The following is a 16,237-nucleotide window of genomic DNA, read 5'->3' as shown; positions in this document are numbered from 1 at the left end:
GCGATGCGCTTGAAATCACTGGTGCTGCCCCTGCCGGACCCAAGGTGCAGCGCCTGACGCGCCAGTCCCGCTAGCCCGCTTCGAATAACGCCATGGCTTCGACATGCGCCGTTTGAGGAAACATGTCGAGAATCCCGGCACATTTTAGCCGGTAACCCTGCCTGACCAGCTCGAGCGTGTCGCGGGCCAGGGTTGCCGGGTTGCACGATACATACACCAGACGTTTCGCCCCAAGGTCTGCGATATTTCGCACTACCTCGTAAGCACCGTCTCGCGGTGGGTCCAAGAGTACCGCAGAAAAGCCTCCAGCGGCCCAGCCGGAGGCAGACAAAGGCTGCGATAAATCGGCCTGAAAAAACTGCGTATTATGCAAATTGTTGTTTCGTGCATTGGCCGCTGCCCGCTCGACCATTGCCTGTACCCCTTCAACCGCCACCACTTCGCGCACCTGACGGGCCAGCGGCAAGGCAAAATTGCCCAGGCCGCAGAACAGATCGAGTACGCGCTCGTCGGCTTGCGGCGCCAGCCAGGCCAGCGCCTGCTCGATCATTGCCGTGTTGACCTCAGCGTTGACCTGCACAAAGTCCCCAGGCCGGTACGCCAGCTCCAGGTTCCAGGGTGTCAGGGTAAAGCCGAGGCTCTGACTGGCATCAACCGGATAAGGTTCACCGTCACCGTGTAACCACAGCTGCACGTTGGCCTCGGCGCAAAACGCCTGTACCCGCGCAAGGTCTGCATCTGCCAATGGCGCGGTGTGGCGCAGCAGCAAAGCCACTGCGGTACCACTGAACAACTCGACATGGCCAACCACCTGCGGTTTGCTCAAGCTCTGCAACAGCAGCGGCAAATGACGCATGATGGCCTGCAAGGGTTGTACCAGCACCGGGCAGTCATCGATGGCGACGATGTCCTGGCTGGCTTCAGCGCGGAACCCGACGTCGAGCTTTTTCGCTTTGTTGTCCCAGCGCACCGCGACCCGCGCACGACGCCGGTAACCAAACTCAGGACCGCTCAACGGGCTGGCCCAGCGCTCAGGGACGACACCGGCAACGCGCTGCAACTGCTCAGCCAGCAAGCGCTGTTTCAGCGCCAGTTGATCGGCATGCGGCAGGTGCTGCAAATTGCAGCCGCCGCAGCGATCGAAATGTTTGCAGGGTGCTTCACGGCGTTCCGGGCTGGCGGTGAACACCCGCTCCAGACGCGCTTCGACCACTTTGCCGTGGGCGTTGAGCACCCGTGCTTCAACCTCTTCCTCGGCCAGCGCACCACTGACAAACCAGGTGCGCCCTTCGAGAAAAGCAATGCCGCGACCATCACCGGTCAGGCGCTCAATACGCAAGCGCTGCTTTTTGCCGGTGGGGATCTGCGGAGTACGGCTACCGCCGGCCGGCTGGAAGCGCAGGCCGCTGTTACGTTTACTTTTGGACATCAGTTCGCCGCGTCGAAAATGCCGGTCGACAGGTAACGGTCGCCACGGTCACAAATGATTGCCACGATCACGGCGTTTTCCAGCTCGCGCGACAGCCGCAACATGGCTGCCACTGCACCACCAGAAGACACGCCACAGAAAATGCCCTCTTCTCGGGCCAGACGGCGAGTCGTCTCTTCAGCTTCACTCTGCGCCATATCGACCACGCGATCGACACGATCGGCCTGGTAGATTTTCGGCAGGTATTCTTCAGGCCAGCGACGGATGCCCGGAATAGCCGAGCCTTCCATCGGCTGCAGACCGACGATCTGTACCGCTGGGTTCTGCTCTTTGAGGTAACGCGAGCAGCCCATGATGGTGCCGGTGGTGCCCATGGAACTGACGAAATGGGTAATAGTGCCCTGGGTCTGCTGCCAGATTTCAGGGCCGGTGCTGACATAGTGGGCTTCGGGATTGTCACCGTTGCCGAACTGGTCGAGTACCAGGCCACGGCCGTCGGCTTGCAGACGATCTGCCAGATCGCGCGCGCCTTCCATGCCTTCTTCCTTGCTGACCAGAATCAGCTCGGCGCCATAAGCGGTCATGGCCGCCTTGCGCTCGGCACTGGAGTTGTCAGGCATGATCAGGATCATTTTGTAACCTTTGATCGCCGCCGCCATGGCCAAGGCGATCCCGGTATTGCCCGAGGTCGCTTCGATCAGCGTGTCGCCTGGCTTGATCTGCCCACGCAGTTCGGCGCGGGTGATCATCGACAGCGCTGGGCGGTCCTTGACCGAACCTGCCGGGTTATTACCTTCAAGCTTGAGCAGGAGGGTGTTGCTGGTCTCACCGGCAATGCGCTGAAGGCGGACCAGAGGCGTGTTGCCGACGCAATCGGCGATGGTTGGGTACTGCAAGGTCATGGCGTAGTTCGCAATCCAGACTGCGGGGGCGCCTATCATACCGGCAAACGCGCGTTGCCCATATCACGCAATGTGTAGGGGTTATAGCGCAAAGCTATAAGCTGTAGGAGCGGGCTTACTGTGGGAGCGGGCTTGCCCCGCGATTGCGGTGTGTCAGTCACATCGTATCGCGGGGCAAGCCCGCTCCTACACGGCGATTGGCAGTTGGATGTTCAGGCGCAAGCCTTCACCGGTGTTCTGCGCCCACAAGCGGCCGCCCTGACGGGCGATGGCGTTGCGGGCGATGCTCAGGCCCAGGCCAAATCCACCATCCCCCGGACGCGAACCGTCCAGCCGGGTAAACGGCGCGAAGATGCGCTCCAGCTCAGACTCGGCCACCCCCCCGCCCTGATCTTCCAGCCACAGTAGCCAGTGATCGCCCTGACGACGCCCATCCAGGCGAATCACGCCGGTAGCAGGCGAATGGCGGATGGCATTGCGCAGGATGTTCTCCAGCGCCTGCGCCAGGGTGTTGAGGTTACCCTGCACCCAACACGAGGCATCCAGCGCGCAATGCAGTTGCGCCGTCGGCCAGGTGCTTTCGAAACAGGCATCCTCAGCGAGCATCTCCCACAACGCCTGAACCTGGATGGGCTCTTTGCTCAGCGGTGCCCGCTCGGTGTCGAGCCAGGCCAGTTGCAAGGCGTCTTCCACCAGTCGCTGCATGCAATCGATTTCTCGACTCACGCGGTCGCGAAGTTGCTCGGCGTCCACTTCACCTTCGCTGGCGACGCGCAGCCGACTCAAGGGTGTGCGCAACTCGTGGGACAGGTCACGCAACAACTGTTGCTGCAAGGCAACCGTGCCCTGCAGGCGTTCGGCCATGTCATCGAAGGCACGGCCCAGCTCGCCCAGCTCATCCCGGCGGCTGGTGGTACTGCTGGCTACCCGTGCCGACAGTTGATCCGCGCGCCAGGCGTTGGCCTGCTCGCGCAGCTGGATCAACGGCATGATCAACATGCGGTACAACCCTACGCACAGCAACAGGGTGAACAAACCGGGAATGATGCCGTTGGTCATGATCCGCCAGAACAGGCGGTACTGGCCGGGTAACAGGCGTTGCGGCAATTCAATCACCAGCAATCCCTGCTCGGGGTGTTCAACAAAGGGGACGCGCATCCATGGCAAGCCGATCACGCGGCGGCTGACAGGCCAGTCGATACCGCGCAGGAAGGTGATTTTGCGCGCTTGTTCTGATGTCAGCGGGGTGCTGCTCAACGACTGCAAGTCGGGCCCGAGCACAGCGAGCCAGGTGTTTTCCTTGCTGGCCATGTCAACCAACCAGGCATCCACACCCGACTGCCCGCCCTGCTCCCAGGCCTGTTCGGCTTCGGCAGCATAGTGGGTCAGGGTCGCGCGCGCTTCTTTAGAAAGAAAAGCGTTCTGGGTTTCCATGTGCCGACCCCAGCTCCAGCTCAGGCCGATCATCAGCAAACAGAAGCCCACCAGCAGGATCGCCAGCTTCCAGAACAACGAGTGACGGCTGGGCAATTCAGTTGACCTCAGCGGCGCTGAGCACATAGCCCTTACCCCACACCGTGCGCACTTCCCGCTCTTGATAGCCGATAGCCTTGAGCTTGCGGCGGATCTGGCTGACATGCATGTCCAGGCTGCGGTCGTGACGTGCGTAGCCGCGCTGTAGTACTTGCTGGTAAAGGAAGGCTTTGCTCAGCACTTCTTCATGGCTGCGGTGCAGCGTGTCGAGCAGACGGTACTCGCTCAGGGTCAAACCCGCCCAGCGCTCGCCGCAGTGCACATCACAGGCCTGCTCGTCGAACTGCAAGGCACTGACCGCGTGCGTGACTGGCGCCTGACGGCGGCGCTCCAGTGCCACACGGCGCAGGATCGCTTCGATACGCACCTGCAATTCAGCCATACTGAACGGCTTGGGCAGGTAGTCGTCGGCGCCGCGCTGGAAGCCACTGATACGGTCAGCCTCGGCGCCCAGGGCCGACATCATGATTACCGGCGTCGAGCTGCTTTCGCGAAACTTTGCCAGCACGTCCAGACCATTGAGGCCCGGCAGCAGGATGTCCATCAGCACCACATCGAAACGTGACTGGCGCGCGACATCCAGGCCGTCGCGCCCACTTCTGCACCAGGTGACCTTGAAGCCGCCACGTTGCAGTGTTTCGTGCAGGTGCGCGCCGAGAACGGGATCGTCCTCAATGGCAAGTATGGTGGATTCACTAACGACTTCGGGATTCATTGGCGGGTGCTAGCAATTCTCAGTTACGCGATTATTGAGTAATTGCCTTGCTCATTCAACCCGCAACTGCTGGCCGGGGCTGCCACTAAGATTTTGCCCACGTCGAAAATAGCTACAAATGAGTGCATTGCGTCAGCAGGCGCGGTACTTTTCCGATTTGCTCCGTCGCTTAGCGCCGACGGCGATTTACAGCACTTGCCAGGCACAGGAGAGTTGCGTGCTCAACAGTTTGGGAATCCGCAGCCGCGTATTGCTGCTGGCCTTGATGCCTGCCGGCCTGATGGCGTTGGTGCTGGGCAGCTATTTCACCTGGCTGCAGCAGAGCGAGCTGCAAACCCAATTGCTGCAGCGCGGCAAGATGATCGCCGAGCATCTGGCGCCTTTGGTGGCACCGGCCCTGGCGCGCCACGACCTGGCACAGCTGGAGCGCGTCGCCGCGCAAACCCTGGAACAAGCCGATGTGCGCGCCGTCGCCCTGCTCAGCCCGGAGCGCAACAACCTTGCCCACGCGGGGCCGAGCATGCTCAACCAGGCCCCGGCCGGTGGCGGCACTGAGCTATTGCAACGCACTGGCCGTGATGCGACCCGCTACTTGCTGCCGGTATTCGGCCACCATCGTGACCTGGCCGGCGAACATATTCCCAGCGAAACCGATCGGCTGCTGGGCTGGGTAGAAATCGAGCTGTCCCACGACGGCACGCTGTTGCGCGGCTACCGCAGCCTGTTTACCAGCCTGCTGCTGATATTTTTCGGCCTGCTCGCCACAGCCCTGCTGGCGATGCGCATGAGCCGCACGATCAACGACCCGATCGGTCAGATCAAGCACGCGGTGACCCAGCTCAAGGACGGCAACCTGGAAGAGCGTCTGCCGGCCATGGGCAGTTACGAAATGGATGAGCTGGCCGCCGGTATCAACCGCATGGCCGAATCCCTGCACAACGCCCATGAAGAGTTGCAGCACAGCATCGACCAGGCCACTGAAGATGTGCGCCAGAACCTGGAAACCATCGAGATCCAGAACATCGAGCTGGACATGGCGCGCAAGGAGGCCCTGGAGGCCAGCCGGATCAAGTCCGAGTTCCTCGCCAACATGAGCCACGAGATTCGCACGCCGCTCAATGGCATTCTCGGCTTCACCCACCTGCTGCAGAAAAGTGAGATGACCCCGCGTCAGCTCGACTACCTCGGCACCATCGAGAAGTCGGCCAGCAGCCTGCTGGGAATCATCAACGAGATTCTCGACTTCTCCAAGATCGAGGCCGGCAAGCTGGTGCTCGACAGCATTCCATTCAACCTGCGCGACCTGATCCAGGACACCCAGACCATCCTCGCCCCTGCCGCTCACGCCAAGCAGTTGGAGCTGGTCAGCCTGGTGTACCGTGACACGCCGCTGTCGCTGGTGGGCGACCCGTTGCGGCTCAAGCAGATCCTCACCAACCTGATCAGCAATGCGATCAAGTTCACCCGCGAAGGCACCATCGTCACCCGCGCCATGCTCGAAGAAGAGCACGAAGACAGCGTACAACTGCGAATCAGTGTTCAAGACACCGGCATCGGCCTGTCCAGCCAGGATGTGCGAGCACTGTTTCAAGCCTTCAGCCAGGCCGACAACTCGTTGTCTCGCCAACCCGGCGGCACCGGCCTGGGCCTGGTGATTTCCAAACGCCTGATTGAGCAAATGGGTGGCGAGATCGGGGTCGACAGCACGCCGGGCGAAGGCTCGCAATTCTGGGTCAGTGTGCGCCTGCCCAAAGCCCGTGACGACGCCGAGGACCTGCCGCTGCAATCGCTGGTGGATCGCCGGGTAGCGATTGTCGATGCCCATGAGCTGGCGCGTCAGGCCCTGGAACACCAACTGGAAGACTGCGGCTTGCGGGTCACGGCGTTCAACTCAATCGATCCGCTGCTGCACGCCACGGCAGCAGCGCGGATGGCAGGCGAACCCTTTACCCTGGCGGTACTGGGGGTCAACCTCGACAGCGTATCGCCAGAGCGCCTGGGCCAATACATCCAACAACTGGAGCGCCTGGAGTGCCAGGCCCTGGTGCTGTGCCCGACCACCGAGCAGGCGCTCTATCACCCGTATCTGCCCAACGCCCACAGCCAGCTCCAGGCCAAGCCGGCCTGTACCCGCAAGTTGCGCCGCGCCCTGCTTGATCTGGTGCAGCCTCGACGCGGTATCAACGAGGCCCAGGCCAACAGCGAACAGCCGCTGCCGAAAGTACTGTGTGTCGACGACAACCCGGCCAACCTGCTGCTGGTGCAGACCTTGCTCGAAGACATGGGCGCCTCGGTGCTGGCGGTCGACAGTGGTTATGCCGCCGTGCAGGCCGTGCAGGATGAACGCTTCGATCTGGTGTTGATGGATGTGCAGATGCCGGGCATGGACGGTCGCGAGTGCACCGAGCAGATCCGCCGCTGGGAAAGCAGCCAGAACGGCGCACCGCTGCCGATCGTCGCCCTCACCGCGCACGCCATGGCTAACGAAAAACGTGCCTTGCTGCACAGTGGGATGGACGACTACCTGACCAAACCGATCAGTGAGCGGCAACTGGCGCAAGTGGTGCTCAAGTGGACCGGGCTGAACATCGCCGCGCCGCACAGTGAACGCCAGCCAGAACGCATCGCCAACAACAGTGAACTCAAGGTGCTCGATCCGGAGGAAGGCTTGCGCCTGGCGGCTGGCAAACCCGACCTGGCTGCCGACATGCTGGCCATGCTGCTGGCTTCGCTGGAAGCCGACCGTGAGGCGATTCGCATCGCCCGCGATGCCGCCGACCGCAATGGGGTGATCGAACGGGTGCACCGCCTCAACGGCGCCTCTCGCTACTGCGGGGTGCCACAATTGCGCGCCGCCTGCCAGCGCAGCGAAACCCTGCTCAAACAGAATGACCCCGAAGCACCCCATGCTCTGGACGAGCTGGACCGGGCGATTATCCGACTCACTGCCCAGGCGCGCCTGAGCGCCTGATCTGCAGCAAGATGACGAACAGCCCTTACGGCTAAAGTGACCCGCAATCGACTCAGGAAGACCCCATGCGTGTACTGTTTTTCAGCAGCCAGACCTACGATCAGGACAGCTTCAACCACGCCCCGGCGACCCACGGCCTGGAGCTGCATTTCCAGCCCGCACGCCTGACTGAAGACACCGCCGCGCTTGCCGGAGGCCATGAAGTGGTCTGCGCCTTCATCAACGATGACCTCAGTGCCCCGGTGCTTGAGCGCCTTGCCGCAGGCGGTACGCGCCTGATCGCCCTGCGCTCGGCCGGTTACAACCATGTCGACCTGGCGGCAGCAAAACGCCTGGGCCTGGCGGTGGTACGCGTCCCCGCCTACTCCCCCCACGCCGTCGCCGAGCATGCCGTCGCCCTGATCCTGGCCCTCAACCGGCGTTTGCACCGTGCCTACAACCGCACCCGCGAAGGCAACTTCAGCCTGCATGGCCTGACCGGCTTCGACCTGCACGGGAAAACCGTCGGCGTGGTCGGTACCGGCCAGATCGGCGCCACCTTTGCGCGGATCATGGCCGGTTTCGGCTGCCAGCTGCTGGCCTACGACCCCTACCCCAACCCCGAACTGCTGGCCCTCGGCGCACGCTACCTGGAACTGCCCGAACTGCTGCGCCAGGCACAGATCATCAGCCTGCATTGCCCATTGACCGAGCACACCCGCCACTTGATCAACGCACAGAGCCTGGCCCAACTGCAGCCCGGCGCCATGCTGATCAACACCGGACGCGGCGCGCTGATCGATACCCCGGCGCTGATTGAAGCCTTGAAGGAGGGTCAATTGGGCTACCTCGGCCTGGATGTCTACGAAGAAGAAGCCCAACTGTTCTTCGAAGACCGCTCCGACCTGCCATTGCAAGACGACGTGCTGGCGCGCCTGCTGACCTTCCCCAACGTGATCGTTACCGCCCACCAGGCGTTCCTTACCCGTGAAGCCCTGGCGGCGATTGCTGAAACGACACTCGACAACATTACCCGCTGGGCGGCAGGCAATCCGCAAAACTTGGTCGAGGGTTGATGCTAGGATACGCGGCAGATTTGGAGGACCCATGGTCGAACACGATTTCCGCTACAACCTGTTTAACCCGCAACACACCCTGATCGAATGCCGCGCCCTGGTGCCAGGCCGCTACCAGGTGACTGGCAACGGTGGCTCGATCCAGAAGCACGATGTTTTGCTGGTCACCCTCAAGGGCAGCAAAGACTTGTCCATGCGCCTGACCGTGGAAACCGTACGCCACCTGATCAACCCGACCGGTCAATGGGTCGCGGTTGCCAGTGGCCCGGTGTTTGGCGAGCTGGCCATCCACACTTGGCAAGTCAATTGCGACAGCTGCCAGGCCAACCTGAGCTTCGAGTTTGCGGTTGATGCCAAGCTGGGCAAAAAAGCCCTGCAGCCTGCCGCCACTGCCCGCATTGCCGAACTGGGCTGGAGCAGCCGTAGCGACAAGCACCTGTGCCCGAAATGCAAGGAGACGGCCCAGTGAAAACCCTGTTGCTCTCAGCCCTGGCCGGCACCACCCTGCTGGGGTGCGCCGCAGAGCCGATGAAGCTGGAACAAGAGCGTAGCTATATTCTGGAATGGATCGGCGAACGCCCGTTGATGGACTACAGCCACCTGACCCTGACCCTGGCTGACGACGGCCGCGCCTATGGCAACGCGGGCTGCAACCACTGGTTCGCGCCTTACCAGCTGGACGGCCACACACTGACCTTCGGCAAAGTCGGCAGCACCCGCAAACTGTGCGCCCCGGCCTTGATGGAACAGGAAAAGCGCTTCCTGCAGGCGCTGGAGACGGTCCAGCGCTGGGACATCTCGCCGATCGAGCAGGTACGGTTCTGGCCTGCCGAAGGCAAGCCTTTGCGCTTTTGGCCTGAAGAGGGCTGAAATGCATCGCGGGGCAAGCCCGCTCCCACCAGTCCGGTAGGAGCGGGCTTGCCCCGCGATAGAACCCACCCCGATCAGCTACCCTTGTGCGCCTTGATCTTGGCGTTCAACCCTTCCAGGGTCTGCTCGCCCATCAACTGCTCACGTACCTTGCCCTTGTCATCGATGATGTAAGTCACCGGCAAGGCTTCGCTGCGCGGCAGCTCATAACGCTCGGCCGGGTCGCTGGCCAATACGGTGAAGCCGATCCCCAGGGCCTCACTGGCTTTTTTCAGCTCTTCTCCCTGCAGGCCATCGAAGTTCACCCCGACCACCTTGATGCCTTGCGCCTGCCACTGTTTAGCGGCGGCGTTGAGTTCCGGAATTTCAGTCCGGCACGGGCCACACCACTCGGCCCAGTAATTGAGCACCAGCCAGTGCCCGTCCATCTGCTCGGCTTTCACGGTCTGTCCGTTCTGGTCCAGGCCATAGTCTGCACCGCAACCACCGAGCAGCAAGCTCGCGGTGATGGCCAGTGCTGCTGCCAAACGCCTTGTCATGGGTCAATCCTTCTCGAAGATTCAAGCAAAATGCGAAGTCGCTGCGGTTAGAATAGCCGCCACACCCTGCTGGATGCGACCCGAACATGACTGACCTGACCCTCTATCACAATCCTCGCTGCTCCAAATCCCGTGGCGCGCTTGAAATTCTCGAAGCCCGCGGCCTGGCGCCAACGGTGGTTCGCTACCTGGAAACACCCCCCGATGCAGCCACGCTCAAGGCCCTGCTGGAAAAGCTGGGCATCAGCGCACGCCAACTGCTGCGCACCAGTGAAGACGAGTACAAAGACCTGAACCTGGCCGCCCCGGACTTAAGCGAGGCGCAGTTGATCGAGGCCATGGTCAAGCACCCGAAACTGATCGAGCGGCCGATCCTGGTCGCCGGTGACAAAGCCGTGATCGGCCGTCCGCCAGAGAAGGTGCTGGAGATCCTGCCGTGAGCGCACCGTACATTCTGATTCTGTTCTACAGCCGCCACGGCTCGACCAGCGAGATGGCGCGGCAGATTGCCCGTGGCGTCGAAATGAGCGGCCTGGAAGCGCGTATCCGCACCGTCCCAGCGATTTCCACCGAATGTGAAGCGGTCGCCCCGGACATTCCCGAATCCGGCGCGCTGTACGCCACCCTCGACGACCTGCGCCACTGCTCGGGCCTGGCCCTGGGCAGCCCGACGCGCTTTGGCAATATGGCCGCGCCGCTGAAGTACTTCATCGACGGCACCAGCAGCCTGTGGCTCAGCGGTGGCCTGGTCGGCAAGCCAGCGGCAGTGTTCACCTCTACCGCCAGCCTGCACGGCGGTCAGGAGTCGACCTTGCTGTCGATGCTGCTGCCGTTGATGCACCACGGCATGTTGATCATGGGCCTGCCCTACAGCGAGTCGGCCTTGCTGGAAACCCGTGGCGGTGGCACCCCGTATGGCGCTAGCCACCACGCCGGGGCCGACGGTAAACGCGACCTGGATGCCGACGAAATCGCCCTGTGCCGCGCCTTGGGGCAACGCCTGGCAACCACCGCCAAACTGCTGGAGAACAGCCGTGGCTAAAAAGCCCAAGGTGCTGCCCTCGTTAGACTGGCTGGCACCCCGCCTGCGCCTGGCGCGGGCGTTGAGCCTGGCGAGTTTTTTCGGCCTGATCGCGCTGCTGACGATCAACAACCTGATGTTCGCCGACCTGCACGGTGCGCGCATCGGGGTGATCCTGGCGGTCGAGTTGGTGCCATTGGCGCTGCTGTTGCCCGGGATGCTCCTGGGTAATGCACGTGCCCACGCCTGGACCTGCTTCGTGGTCAACCTGTACTTCATCAAAGGGGTACTGGCCGCCTTCGACCCGGCACGGGCGCTGTTCGGCTGGCTGGAAGTGGCGATCAGCCTGGCACTGTTTGTCAGCGCCTTGCTGTATGTGCGCTGGCGTTTTCAGTACGACCGGCGGTTGGCTGGAGAAAACTGAAACCTGTAGGAGCGGGCTTGCCCCGCGATGCGATGTGTCTGGCAGATCGCAATCGCGGGGCAGGCCCACTCCCACAGAGCACTAATGATTGACGGTGTGCGCCAACATCACTGACAACTGACACAGCGGCCGGCCACTTTCGGCATGCCACTGGTTGAACGCCGCCTGGACCAAGGCCAGATCGCGCTGGCTGGTCGGCGGCTTGTCGATGATGCCCTGGGCTATCAACGCCGCACTCATGTCATCGGTGGGGATGAAGGTGTCTTTGCCGACCATGCGCAAGAAACGCGGCGCCGACAGCCCACCGAGCTGATTGCCATGCTTGGCCAGAAACTTCCACAGGCCAACGATATCGGTCACCGGCCAGTCGGCAATGAAATTGCCAAAGCTGCCCTGCTGCTTTTCGACGTCGAGGATCATCTGCGCATTGCGCGGCACGCTCTTGAGCTTGCCCAGGTGACGGATGATCCGTGTGTCCTGCATCAGCCGCTCAAGGTGCTCGGCGCCCATCAGCACGACCTTGTGCGGATCAAAACCGAAGAACACCTGCTCGAAGGCTGGCCACTTGGCGTCTACCAGGCTGTGCTTGAGCCCAGCGCGAAACACCCGCAGGGCCAGCAGCGACAGGTAACGGTCGGCACTGAGGGCACGCAGTTGCTCTGCGCTTTTCGCCTGAGGCAGGTACGCCTCCAGCGCCTCGGCAGAGCCGAAGCGATTCAGGCAGTACTCATGCAGCCATTGATAGTCACGCATGCCGGTCAGAGGTTCAGCACGTCGAGAAAGCGAGGCGGCGCCGTGTCGTCGATCTTGAGGTTAACGAAGTCGAACAGGTTGCGGTCGGCCAGTTGCGACGGCACCACGTTCTGCAGGCCACGGAAGATGCTCTCGGTACGGCCCGGGGTTTTGCGTTCCCACTCCACCAGCATGTCCTTGACCACCTGACGCTGCAGGTTTTCCTGCGAACCGCACAGGTTGCACGGAATGATCGGGAATTCTTTCAGGTCCGAGTAAGCCTGGATGTCTTTCTCGCTGCAGTAGGCCAGCGGGCGGATCACCACGTTACGGCCGTCATCGGCGCGCAGCTTCGGCGGCATGGCCTTGAGCGTGCCGTTGAAGAACATGTTGAGGAAGAAGGTCTCGACAATGTCGTCACGGTGGTGACCGAGGGCCATCTTGGTCGCGCCGATTTCGTCGGCGAAGGTGTACAGGGTGCCGCGACGCAGGCGCGAGCACAGCGAGCAAGTGGTCTTGCCTTCCGGAACCAGCTCCTTGACCACCGAGTAGGTGTCTTTCTCGACGATGTGGTAATCGACGCCGAGGCTCTTGAGGTAGGCCGGCAGCACGTGCTCAGGGAAGCCCGGTTGCTTCTGGTCCATGTTCACCGCGACGATTTCGAACTTGATCGGCGCCACTTTCTGCAGGTACAGCAGAACATCGAGCATGGTGTAGCTGTCTTTGCCGCCGGACAGGCAGACCATGACCTTGTCACCGTCTTCAATCATGTTGAAGTCGGTGATGGCTTCGCCAGCGAGACGACGCAGGCGTTTTTGCAGTTTGTTCTGGTTGACCGAAAGGGTGCCCATAGCGCTTGGAATCCGCGAGGTGTGACAAAAGCGGGCTATTTTACGCACAAACCGCCGATAGGCGTAGGCCAATCCGATAAAGACTGCAAGGTGATTAGCCGCAGCACTGACAGCGCAATTTGCTCTAAAAAGCGGGCTTTGAGCAGCTAACTCCTTCCTATACTGCGACATAAGGCCACATCAAAGGTGACCTCGATCCTCTGGCCCCCATCACTTGGGGTCGCAAGCGCTCCGCTGGGGGGCGATGGCAACAACGGAAGGAGTGACTGGCATGATCCATCACGTTTTGGGGCTGTTTACCCATCCTGACCAAGAATGGAAAGAAATCCGTGGCGAGGAAGAAAGCATCAGCCACATGTACCTGACCCATACCCTGATACTGGCGGCAATCCCTGCGGTATCAGCGTTTATCGGCACCACCCAGGTCGGCTGGGTCATCGGCGATCGCGCCCCGGTCATGCTGACCCAGGAAAGCGCGCTATGGATGACCATCATGTCGTACCTGGCCATGCTGGCCGGCGTCGCCGTGATGGGTGCGTTCATTCACTGGATGGCGCGAACCTACGATGCCAACCCGAGTATGGCGCGCTGCATCGCGTTCGCCACCTACACCGCAACGCCGCTGTTCGTTGGCGGCCTGGCGGCGCTTTACCCCCACCTGTGGCTGGGAATGATCATCGGCACGGCAGCCGTGTGCTACACGGTTTATCTGCTCTATGTCGGCCTGCCGACCTTCATGAACATACCTTCAGATGAAGGCTTCCTGTTCTCGAGTTCGGTACTGGCGGTCGGCCTGGTGGTGCTGGTCGCCATCATGGCCTTCACCGTGATTGTCTGGGGACTTGGCGTGGGGCCTGTGTACACCAACTAGTAGGAGCGGGCTTGCCCCGCGATACGATGTGACTGAGACACCGCCATCGCGGGGCAAGCCCGCCCCTACCACTATAAGAAACACTGCAACATAGGCGCAGAAACCATCAGGCCACCGCAAGGTGGCCTGATGCTGTGCGCTGACAGGTGGCTCGGCAGTGCTGCGACGGTTGCGGCATAATTGCCGGTCAGGAGTGTTCCCCGATATGCCCGAACTGCTCAAATCACGCGTCGAAACCTGTTACCAGCAAGCCGAAACCTTTTTCAAGCGCCCCTTCCCTCGCCCTGAAGTCAGTTTCAAACTGCGTGGGCAAAAGGCTGGCGTCGCCCATTTGCATGAGAACCTGCTGCGTTTCAACCTGCAGTTGTACCGTGAAAACAGTGAAGACTTTCTCAAGCAAACCGTGGCCCACGAAGTTGCCCACCTGGTGGCGCACCAATTGTTTGGTGACCGTATCCAGCCGCATGGCGAAGAGTGGCAATTGATTATGCGTGGGGTGTACGAGCTGCCGCCTAACCGCTGCCACAACTATGCCGTGAAACGGCGCACGGTGACGCGCTACATCTATCGCTGCCCATGTGTAGACAGCGACTTCGCCTTCTCGGCCCAACGTCACAGCCTGGTGCGCCAGGGGCGGCGCTACCTGTGTCGGCGCTGTCGGCATACCTTGGTGTATAGCGGCGAGACGCGGGTGGAGTAGAAAGCATCGCGGGGCAAGCCCGCTCCCACACTGGGGGAGCGGGCTTGCCCCGCGAATAAGGCCGACGACTATTAGCGAGCCGGACCTTCAGCCACACCCAGATCATCCATCGGACGGGTATCAACCAGCGGCGAACCACCCGAAGCCAGCTCACTGTGCAGCTTGTCTTCGTCCAGCTCCTTGACCCACTTGGCCACCACCACGGTCGCCACGGCGTTACCGATCAGGTTGGTCAAGGCGCGGGCTTCAGACATGAAGCGGTCGATACCGAGGATCAGCGCCAGGCCGGCAACCGGCAGGTGGCCAACAGCCGACAGGGTTGCCGCCAGCACGATAAAGCCCGAGCCGGTCACGCCCGCAGCACCTTTGGACGCCACCAGCAGCACCAGCAGCAAGGTGATCTGGTGGGTGATGTCCATGGTGGTGTCAGTGGCCTGAGCGATAAACACCGCCGCCATGGTCAGGTAGATCGAGGTACCGTCGAGGTTGAACGAGTAGCCGGTCGGGATCACCAGACCCACTACCGACTTCTTCGCACCCAGGCGCTCCATTTTGGTCAGCATGCGTGGCAGGGCCGACTCGGACGACGAGGTGCCGAGTACGATCATCAGCTCTTCACGGATGTAGCGGATCAGCTTGATAACGCTGAAGCCGTGAGCGCGGGCAATACCACCCAGCACCACCAGAATGAACAGTACGCAGGTGACATAGAAGCAGGCCATCAGGTAGCCCAACTGCACCAGCGAACCCACACCGTACTGGCCGATGGTGAACGCCATGGCACCAAAGGCACCGACCGGCGCCAGCTTCATGATCATGTTGATGATGTTGAACATGACATGGGCGAAACGGTCGATCAGGTCGAGCAGCGGTTTGCCGTAGGCACCCAGGCGATGCAGGGCAAAACCGAAGATCACCGAGAACATCAGTACTTGCAGGATGTCACCGTTGGCGAAGGCGCCAACCACGGTGTTAGGGATGATGTTGAGCAGGAAGCCGACGGTGGTCTGCTGCGCGCCGGCGGCGGCATACGCGGCCACGCTGCTGGCGTTCAGGGTGCTGACGTCGATGTGCATGCCAGCGCCAGGCTTGACCACGTTGACCACGACCAGGCCGATGATCAGGGCAATGGTCGAGACGATTTCGAAGTAGAGCAGCGCATAGCCACCGGTCTTGCCGACCGACTTCATGCTTTGCATGCCAGCGATGCCGCTGACCACGGTGCAGAAGATGATCGGGGCAATAACCATCTTGATCAGTTTGACGAACCCGTCACCCAACGGTTTCAGGGCAACGCCGGTTTCAGGGTAGAAGTGGCCCAGCAGGATACCGATGGTGATCGCTACTAACACCTGGATATACAGCGATTTGTACAGTGGCTGACGCGTCGTCATGGCTATTTCCTCAAGTGTACCGGACCGATCCTTCCCAGGACGCGGGGGTACCTAAAGCGCGAACCCTCCTGCACTGGAGGGATTTGTTGTGTCGAGCTGCCTGGCAGAACTCTGTCTAGGCAATAGCAAGCCCGATGCCAAAATGCGCTTTAGCGGTGCAGACCCCGTATTTGCTGGGGTTCAACGCACAATGAGGAAGCAGAAATGCCGAGCGGCTTGGCGGATTTCCG

Annotated in this window: 17 protein-coding genes; 9 read left to right on the top strand and 8 right to left on the bottom strand. The window is 61.5% G+C overall.

Going from position 1 to position 16,237, the window contains the following annotated elements:
* Positions 1-70 precede the first annotated feature (70 nt).
* From rlmD to ACVWSC_RS07235, 4 genes are all read right to left on the bottom strand, one after another.
* The gene (rlmD, locus tag ACVWSC_RS07250) at positions 71-1,429 is read right to left on the bottom strand and encodes a 23S rRNA (uracil(1939)-C(5))-methyltransferase RlmD (protein ID WP_442112756.1); all 1,359 of its coding nucleotides are present in this window, start codon (positions 1,427-1,429) and stop codon (positions 71-73) included.
* Positions 1,429-2,331, bottom strand: coding sequence for a cysteine synthase CysM (cysM, locus tag ACVWSC_RS07245; RefSeq protein WP_442112754.1), 903 nt, complete (start codon positions 2,329-2,331; stop codon positions 1,429-1,431). The genes rlmD and cysM overlap by 1 nt, the downstream gene beginning before the upstream one ends.
* A gap of 186 nt (positions 2,332-2,517) precedes the next feature.
* The gene (locus ACVWSC_RS07240) at positions 2,518-3,891 is read right to left on the bottom strand and encodes a histidine kinase sensor domain-containing protein (RefSeq protein WP_442112752.1); all 1,374 of its coding nucleotides are present in this window, start codon (positions 3,889-3,891) and stop codon (positions 2,518-2,520) included.
* Complete coding sequence (locus ACVWSC_RS07235; protein WP_442112750.1) at positions 3,863-4,579, bottom strand: response regulator transcription factor; 717 nt, start codon at positions 4,577-4,579, stop codon at positions 3,863-3,865. The genes ACVWSC_RS07240 and ACVWSC_RS07235 overlap by 29 nt, the downstream gene beginning before the upstream one ends.
* A 217-nt stretch (positions 4,580-4,796) precedes the next feature.
* On the opposite strand from ACVWSC_RS07235, the gene ACVWSC_RS07230 reads away from it, so the two are divergent.
* From ACVWSC_RS07230 to ACVWSC_RS07215, 4 genes are all read left to right on the top strand, one after another.
* The gene (locus ACVWSC_RS07230; RefSeq protein WP_442112748.1) at positions 4,797-7,550 is read left to right on the top strand and encodes a response regulator; all 2,754 of its coding nucleotides are present in this window, start codon (positions 4,797-4,799) and stop codon (positions 7,548-7,550) included.
* A gap of 65 nt (positions 7,551-7,615) precedes the next feature.
* A complete protein-coding gene (locus ACVWSC_RS07225; protein ID WP_442112746.1) occupies positions 7,616-8,605 on the top strand; it encodes a 2-hydroxyacid dehydrogenase in 990 nt (329 codons plus the stop codon).
* 31 nt (positions 8,606-8,636) lie between these two features.
* Positions 8,637-9,074, top strand: a complete 438-nt coding sequence (locus ACVWSC_RS07220; protein ID WP_442112744.1) for a hypothetical protein — start codon at positions 8,637-8,639, stop codon at positions 9,072-9,074.
* A complete protein-coding gene (locus ACVWSC_RS07215; RefSeq protein ID WP_442112742.1) occupies positions 9,071-9,475 on the top strand; it encodes an META domain-containing protein in 405 nt (134 codons plus the stop codon). The genes ACVWSC_RS07220 and ACVWSC_RS07215 overlap by 4 nt, the downstream gene beginning before the upstream one ends.
* 74 nt (positions 9,476-9,549) lie before the next feature.
* Here ACVWSC_RS07215 and ACVWSC_RS07210 read toward each other — a convergent pair whose 3' ends face one another.
* Positions 9,550-10,014, bottom strand: a complete 465-nt coding sequence (locus tag ACVWSC_RS07210) for a TlpA disulfide reductase family protein (protein WP_442112740.1) — start codon at positions 10,012-10,014, stop codon at positions 9,550-9,552.
* 86 nt (positions 10,015-10,100) lie between these two features.
* On the opposite strand from ACVWSC_RS07210, the gene arsC reads away from it, so the two are divergent.
* The 3 genes from arsC to ACVWSC_RS07195 are packed head-to-tail and all read left to right on the top strand — an operon-like array spanning position 10,101 to position 11,459.
* Complete coding sequence (gene arsC / locus ACVWSC_RS07205; protein WP_442112738.1) at positions 10,101-10,454, top strand: arsenate reductase (glutaredoxin); 354 nt, start codon at positions 10,101-10,103, stop codon at positions 10,452-10,454.
* Complete coding sequence (wrbA, locus tag ACVWSC_RS07200; RefSeq protein WP_442112736.1) at positions 10,451-11,056, top strand: NAD(P)H:quinone oxidoreductase; 606 nt, start codon at positions 10,451-10,453, stop codon at positions 11,054-11,056. The genes arsC and wrbA overlap by 4 nt, the downstream gene beginning before the upstream one ends.
* Positions 11,049-11,459, top strand: coding sequence for a DUF2069 domain-containing protein (locus ACVWSC_RS07195; RefSeq protein ID WP_442112734.1), 411 nt, complete (start codon positions 11,049-11,051; stop codon positions 11,457-11,459). Before wrbA ends, ACVWSC_RS07195 begins: the two co-directional genes overlap by 8 nt.
* A gap of 81 nt (positions 11,460-11,540) precedes the next feature.
* On the opposite strand, the gene ACVWSC_RS07190 is transcribed toward ACVWSC_RS07195, so the two are convergent.
* Positions 11,541-12,212: a DNA-3-methyladenine glycosylase I gene (locus ACVWSC_RS07190; RefSeq protein WP_442112732.1), complete on the bottom strand. Its 672-nt coding sequence runs from the start codon at positions 12,210-12,212 to the stop codon at positions 11,541-11,543.
* Positions 12,213-12,217: 5 nt separating this feature from the next.
* Complete coding sequence (ttcA, locus tag ACVWSC_RS07185) at positions 12,218-13,042, bottom strand: tRNA 2-thiocytidine(32) synthetase TtcA (protein ID WP_442112730.1); 825 nt, start codon at positions 13,040-13,042, stop codon at positions 12,218-12,220.
* 271 nt (positions 13,043-13,313) lie between these two features.
* Here ttcA and ACVWSC_RS07180 point away from each other — a divergent pair, with 271 nt between their 5' ends.
* Together ACVWSC_RS07180 and ACVWSC_RS07175 are read left to right on the top strand one after the other, a co-directional pair.
* A complete protein-coding gene (locus ACVWSC_RS07180) occupies positions 13,314-13,913 on the top strand; it encodes a Yip1 family protein (protein WP_442112728.1) in 600 nt (199 codons plus the stop codon).
* 205 nt (positions 13,914-14,118) lie between these two features.
* Positions 14,119-14,613 (top strand): SprT family zinc-dependent metalloprotease, encoded by a 495-nt coding sequence (locus ACVWSC_RS07175; protein WP_442112726.1) that lies wholly within the window; start codon positions 14,119-14,121, stop codon positions 14,611-14,613.
* Positions 14,614-14,684: 71 nt separating this feature from the next.
* On the opposite strand, the gene ACVWSC_RS07170 is transcribed toward ACVWSC_RS07175, so the two are convergent.
* Positions 14,685-16,007: a dicarboxylate/amino acid:cation symporter gene (locus ACVWSC_RS07170; protein WP_442112724.1), complete on the bottom strand. Its 1,323-nt coding sequence runs from the start codon at positions 16,005-16,007 to the stop codon at positions 14,685-14,687.
* Positions 16,008-16,237: the final 230 nt, after the last annotated feature.

Source organism: Pseudomonas sp. NUPR-002, from assembly GCF_056322725.1.
This window is presented reverse-complemented; position numbering and strand designations above follow the sequence as displayed.

Excerpts from the sequence above, each read along its gene's own strand:
- ACVWSC_RS07210 (WP_442112740.1), bottom strand. The coding sequence starts at position 10,014 with ATGACAAGGCGTTTGGCAGCAGCACTGGCCATCACCGCGAGCTTGCTG.
- ACVWSC_RS07225 (WP_442112746.1), top strand. The coding sequence starts at position 7,616 with ATGCGTGTACTGTTTTTCAGCAGCCAGACCTACGATCAGGACAGCTTC.
- cysM (WP_442112754.1), bottom strand. The coding sequence starts at position 2,331 with ATGACCTTGCAGTACCCAACCATCGCCGATTGCGTCGGCAACACGCCT.
- ttcA (WP_442112730.1), bottom strand. The coding sequence starts at position 13,042 with ATGGGCACCCTTTCGGTCAACCAGAACAAACTGCAAAAACGCCTGCGT.
- arsC (WP_442112738.1), top strand. The coding sequence starts at position 10,101 with ATGACTGACCTGACCCTCTATCACAATCCTCGCTGCTCCAAATCCCGT.
- ACVWSC_RS07240 (WP_442112752.1), bottom strand. The coding sequence starts at position 3,891 with ATGTGCTCAGCGCCGCTGAGGTCAACTGAATTGCCCAGCCGTCACTCG.
- rlmD (WP_442112756.1), bottom strand. The coding sequence starts at position 1,429 with ATGTCCAAAAGTAAACGTAACAGCGGCCTGCGCTTCCAGCCGGCCGGC.
- ACVWSC_RS07170 (WP_442112724.1), bottom strand. The coding sequence starts at position 16,007 with ATGACGACGCGTCAGCCACTGTACAAATCGCTGTATATCCAGGTGTTA.
- ACVWSC_RS07190 (WP_442112732.1), bottom strand. The coding sequence starts at position 12,212 with ATGCGTGACTATCAATGGCTGCATGAGTACTGCCTGAATCGCTTCGGC.
- ACVWSC_RS07180 (WP_442112728.1), top strand. The coding sequence starts at position 13,314 with ATGATCCATCACGTTTTGGGGCTGTTTACCCATCCTGACCAAGAATGG.
- ACVWSC_RS07220 (WP_442112744.1), top strand. The coding sequence starts at position 8,637 with ATGGTCGAACACGATTTCCGCTACAACCTGTTTAACCCGCAACACACC.
- ACVWSC_RS07175 (WP_442112726.1), top strand. The coding sequence starts at position 14,119 with ATGCCCGAACTGCTCAAATCACGCGTCGAAACCTGTTACCAGCAAGCC.
- ACVWSC_RS07235 (WP_442112750.1), bottom strand. The coding sequence starts at position 4,579 with ATGAATCCCGAAGTCGTTAGTGAATCCACCATACTTGCCATTGAGGAC.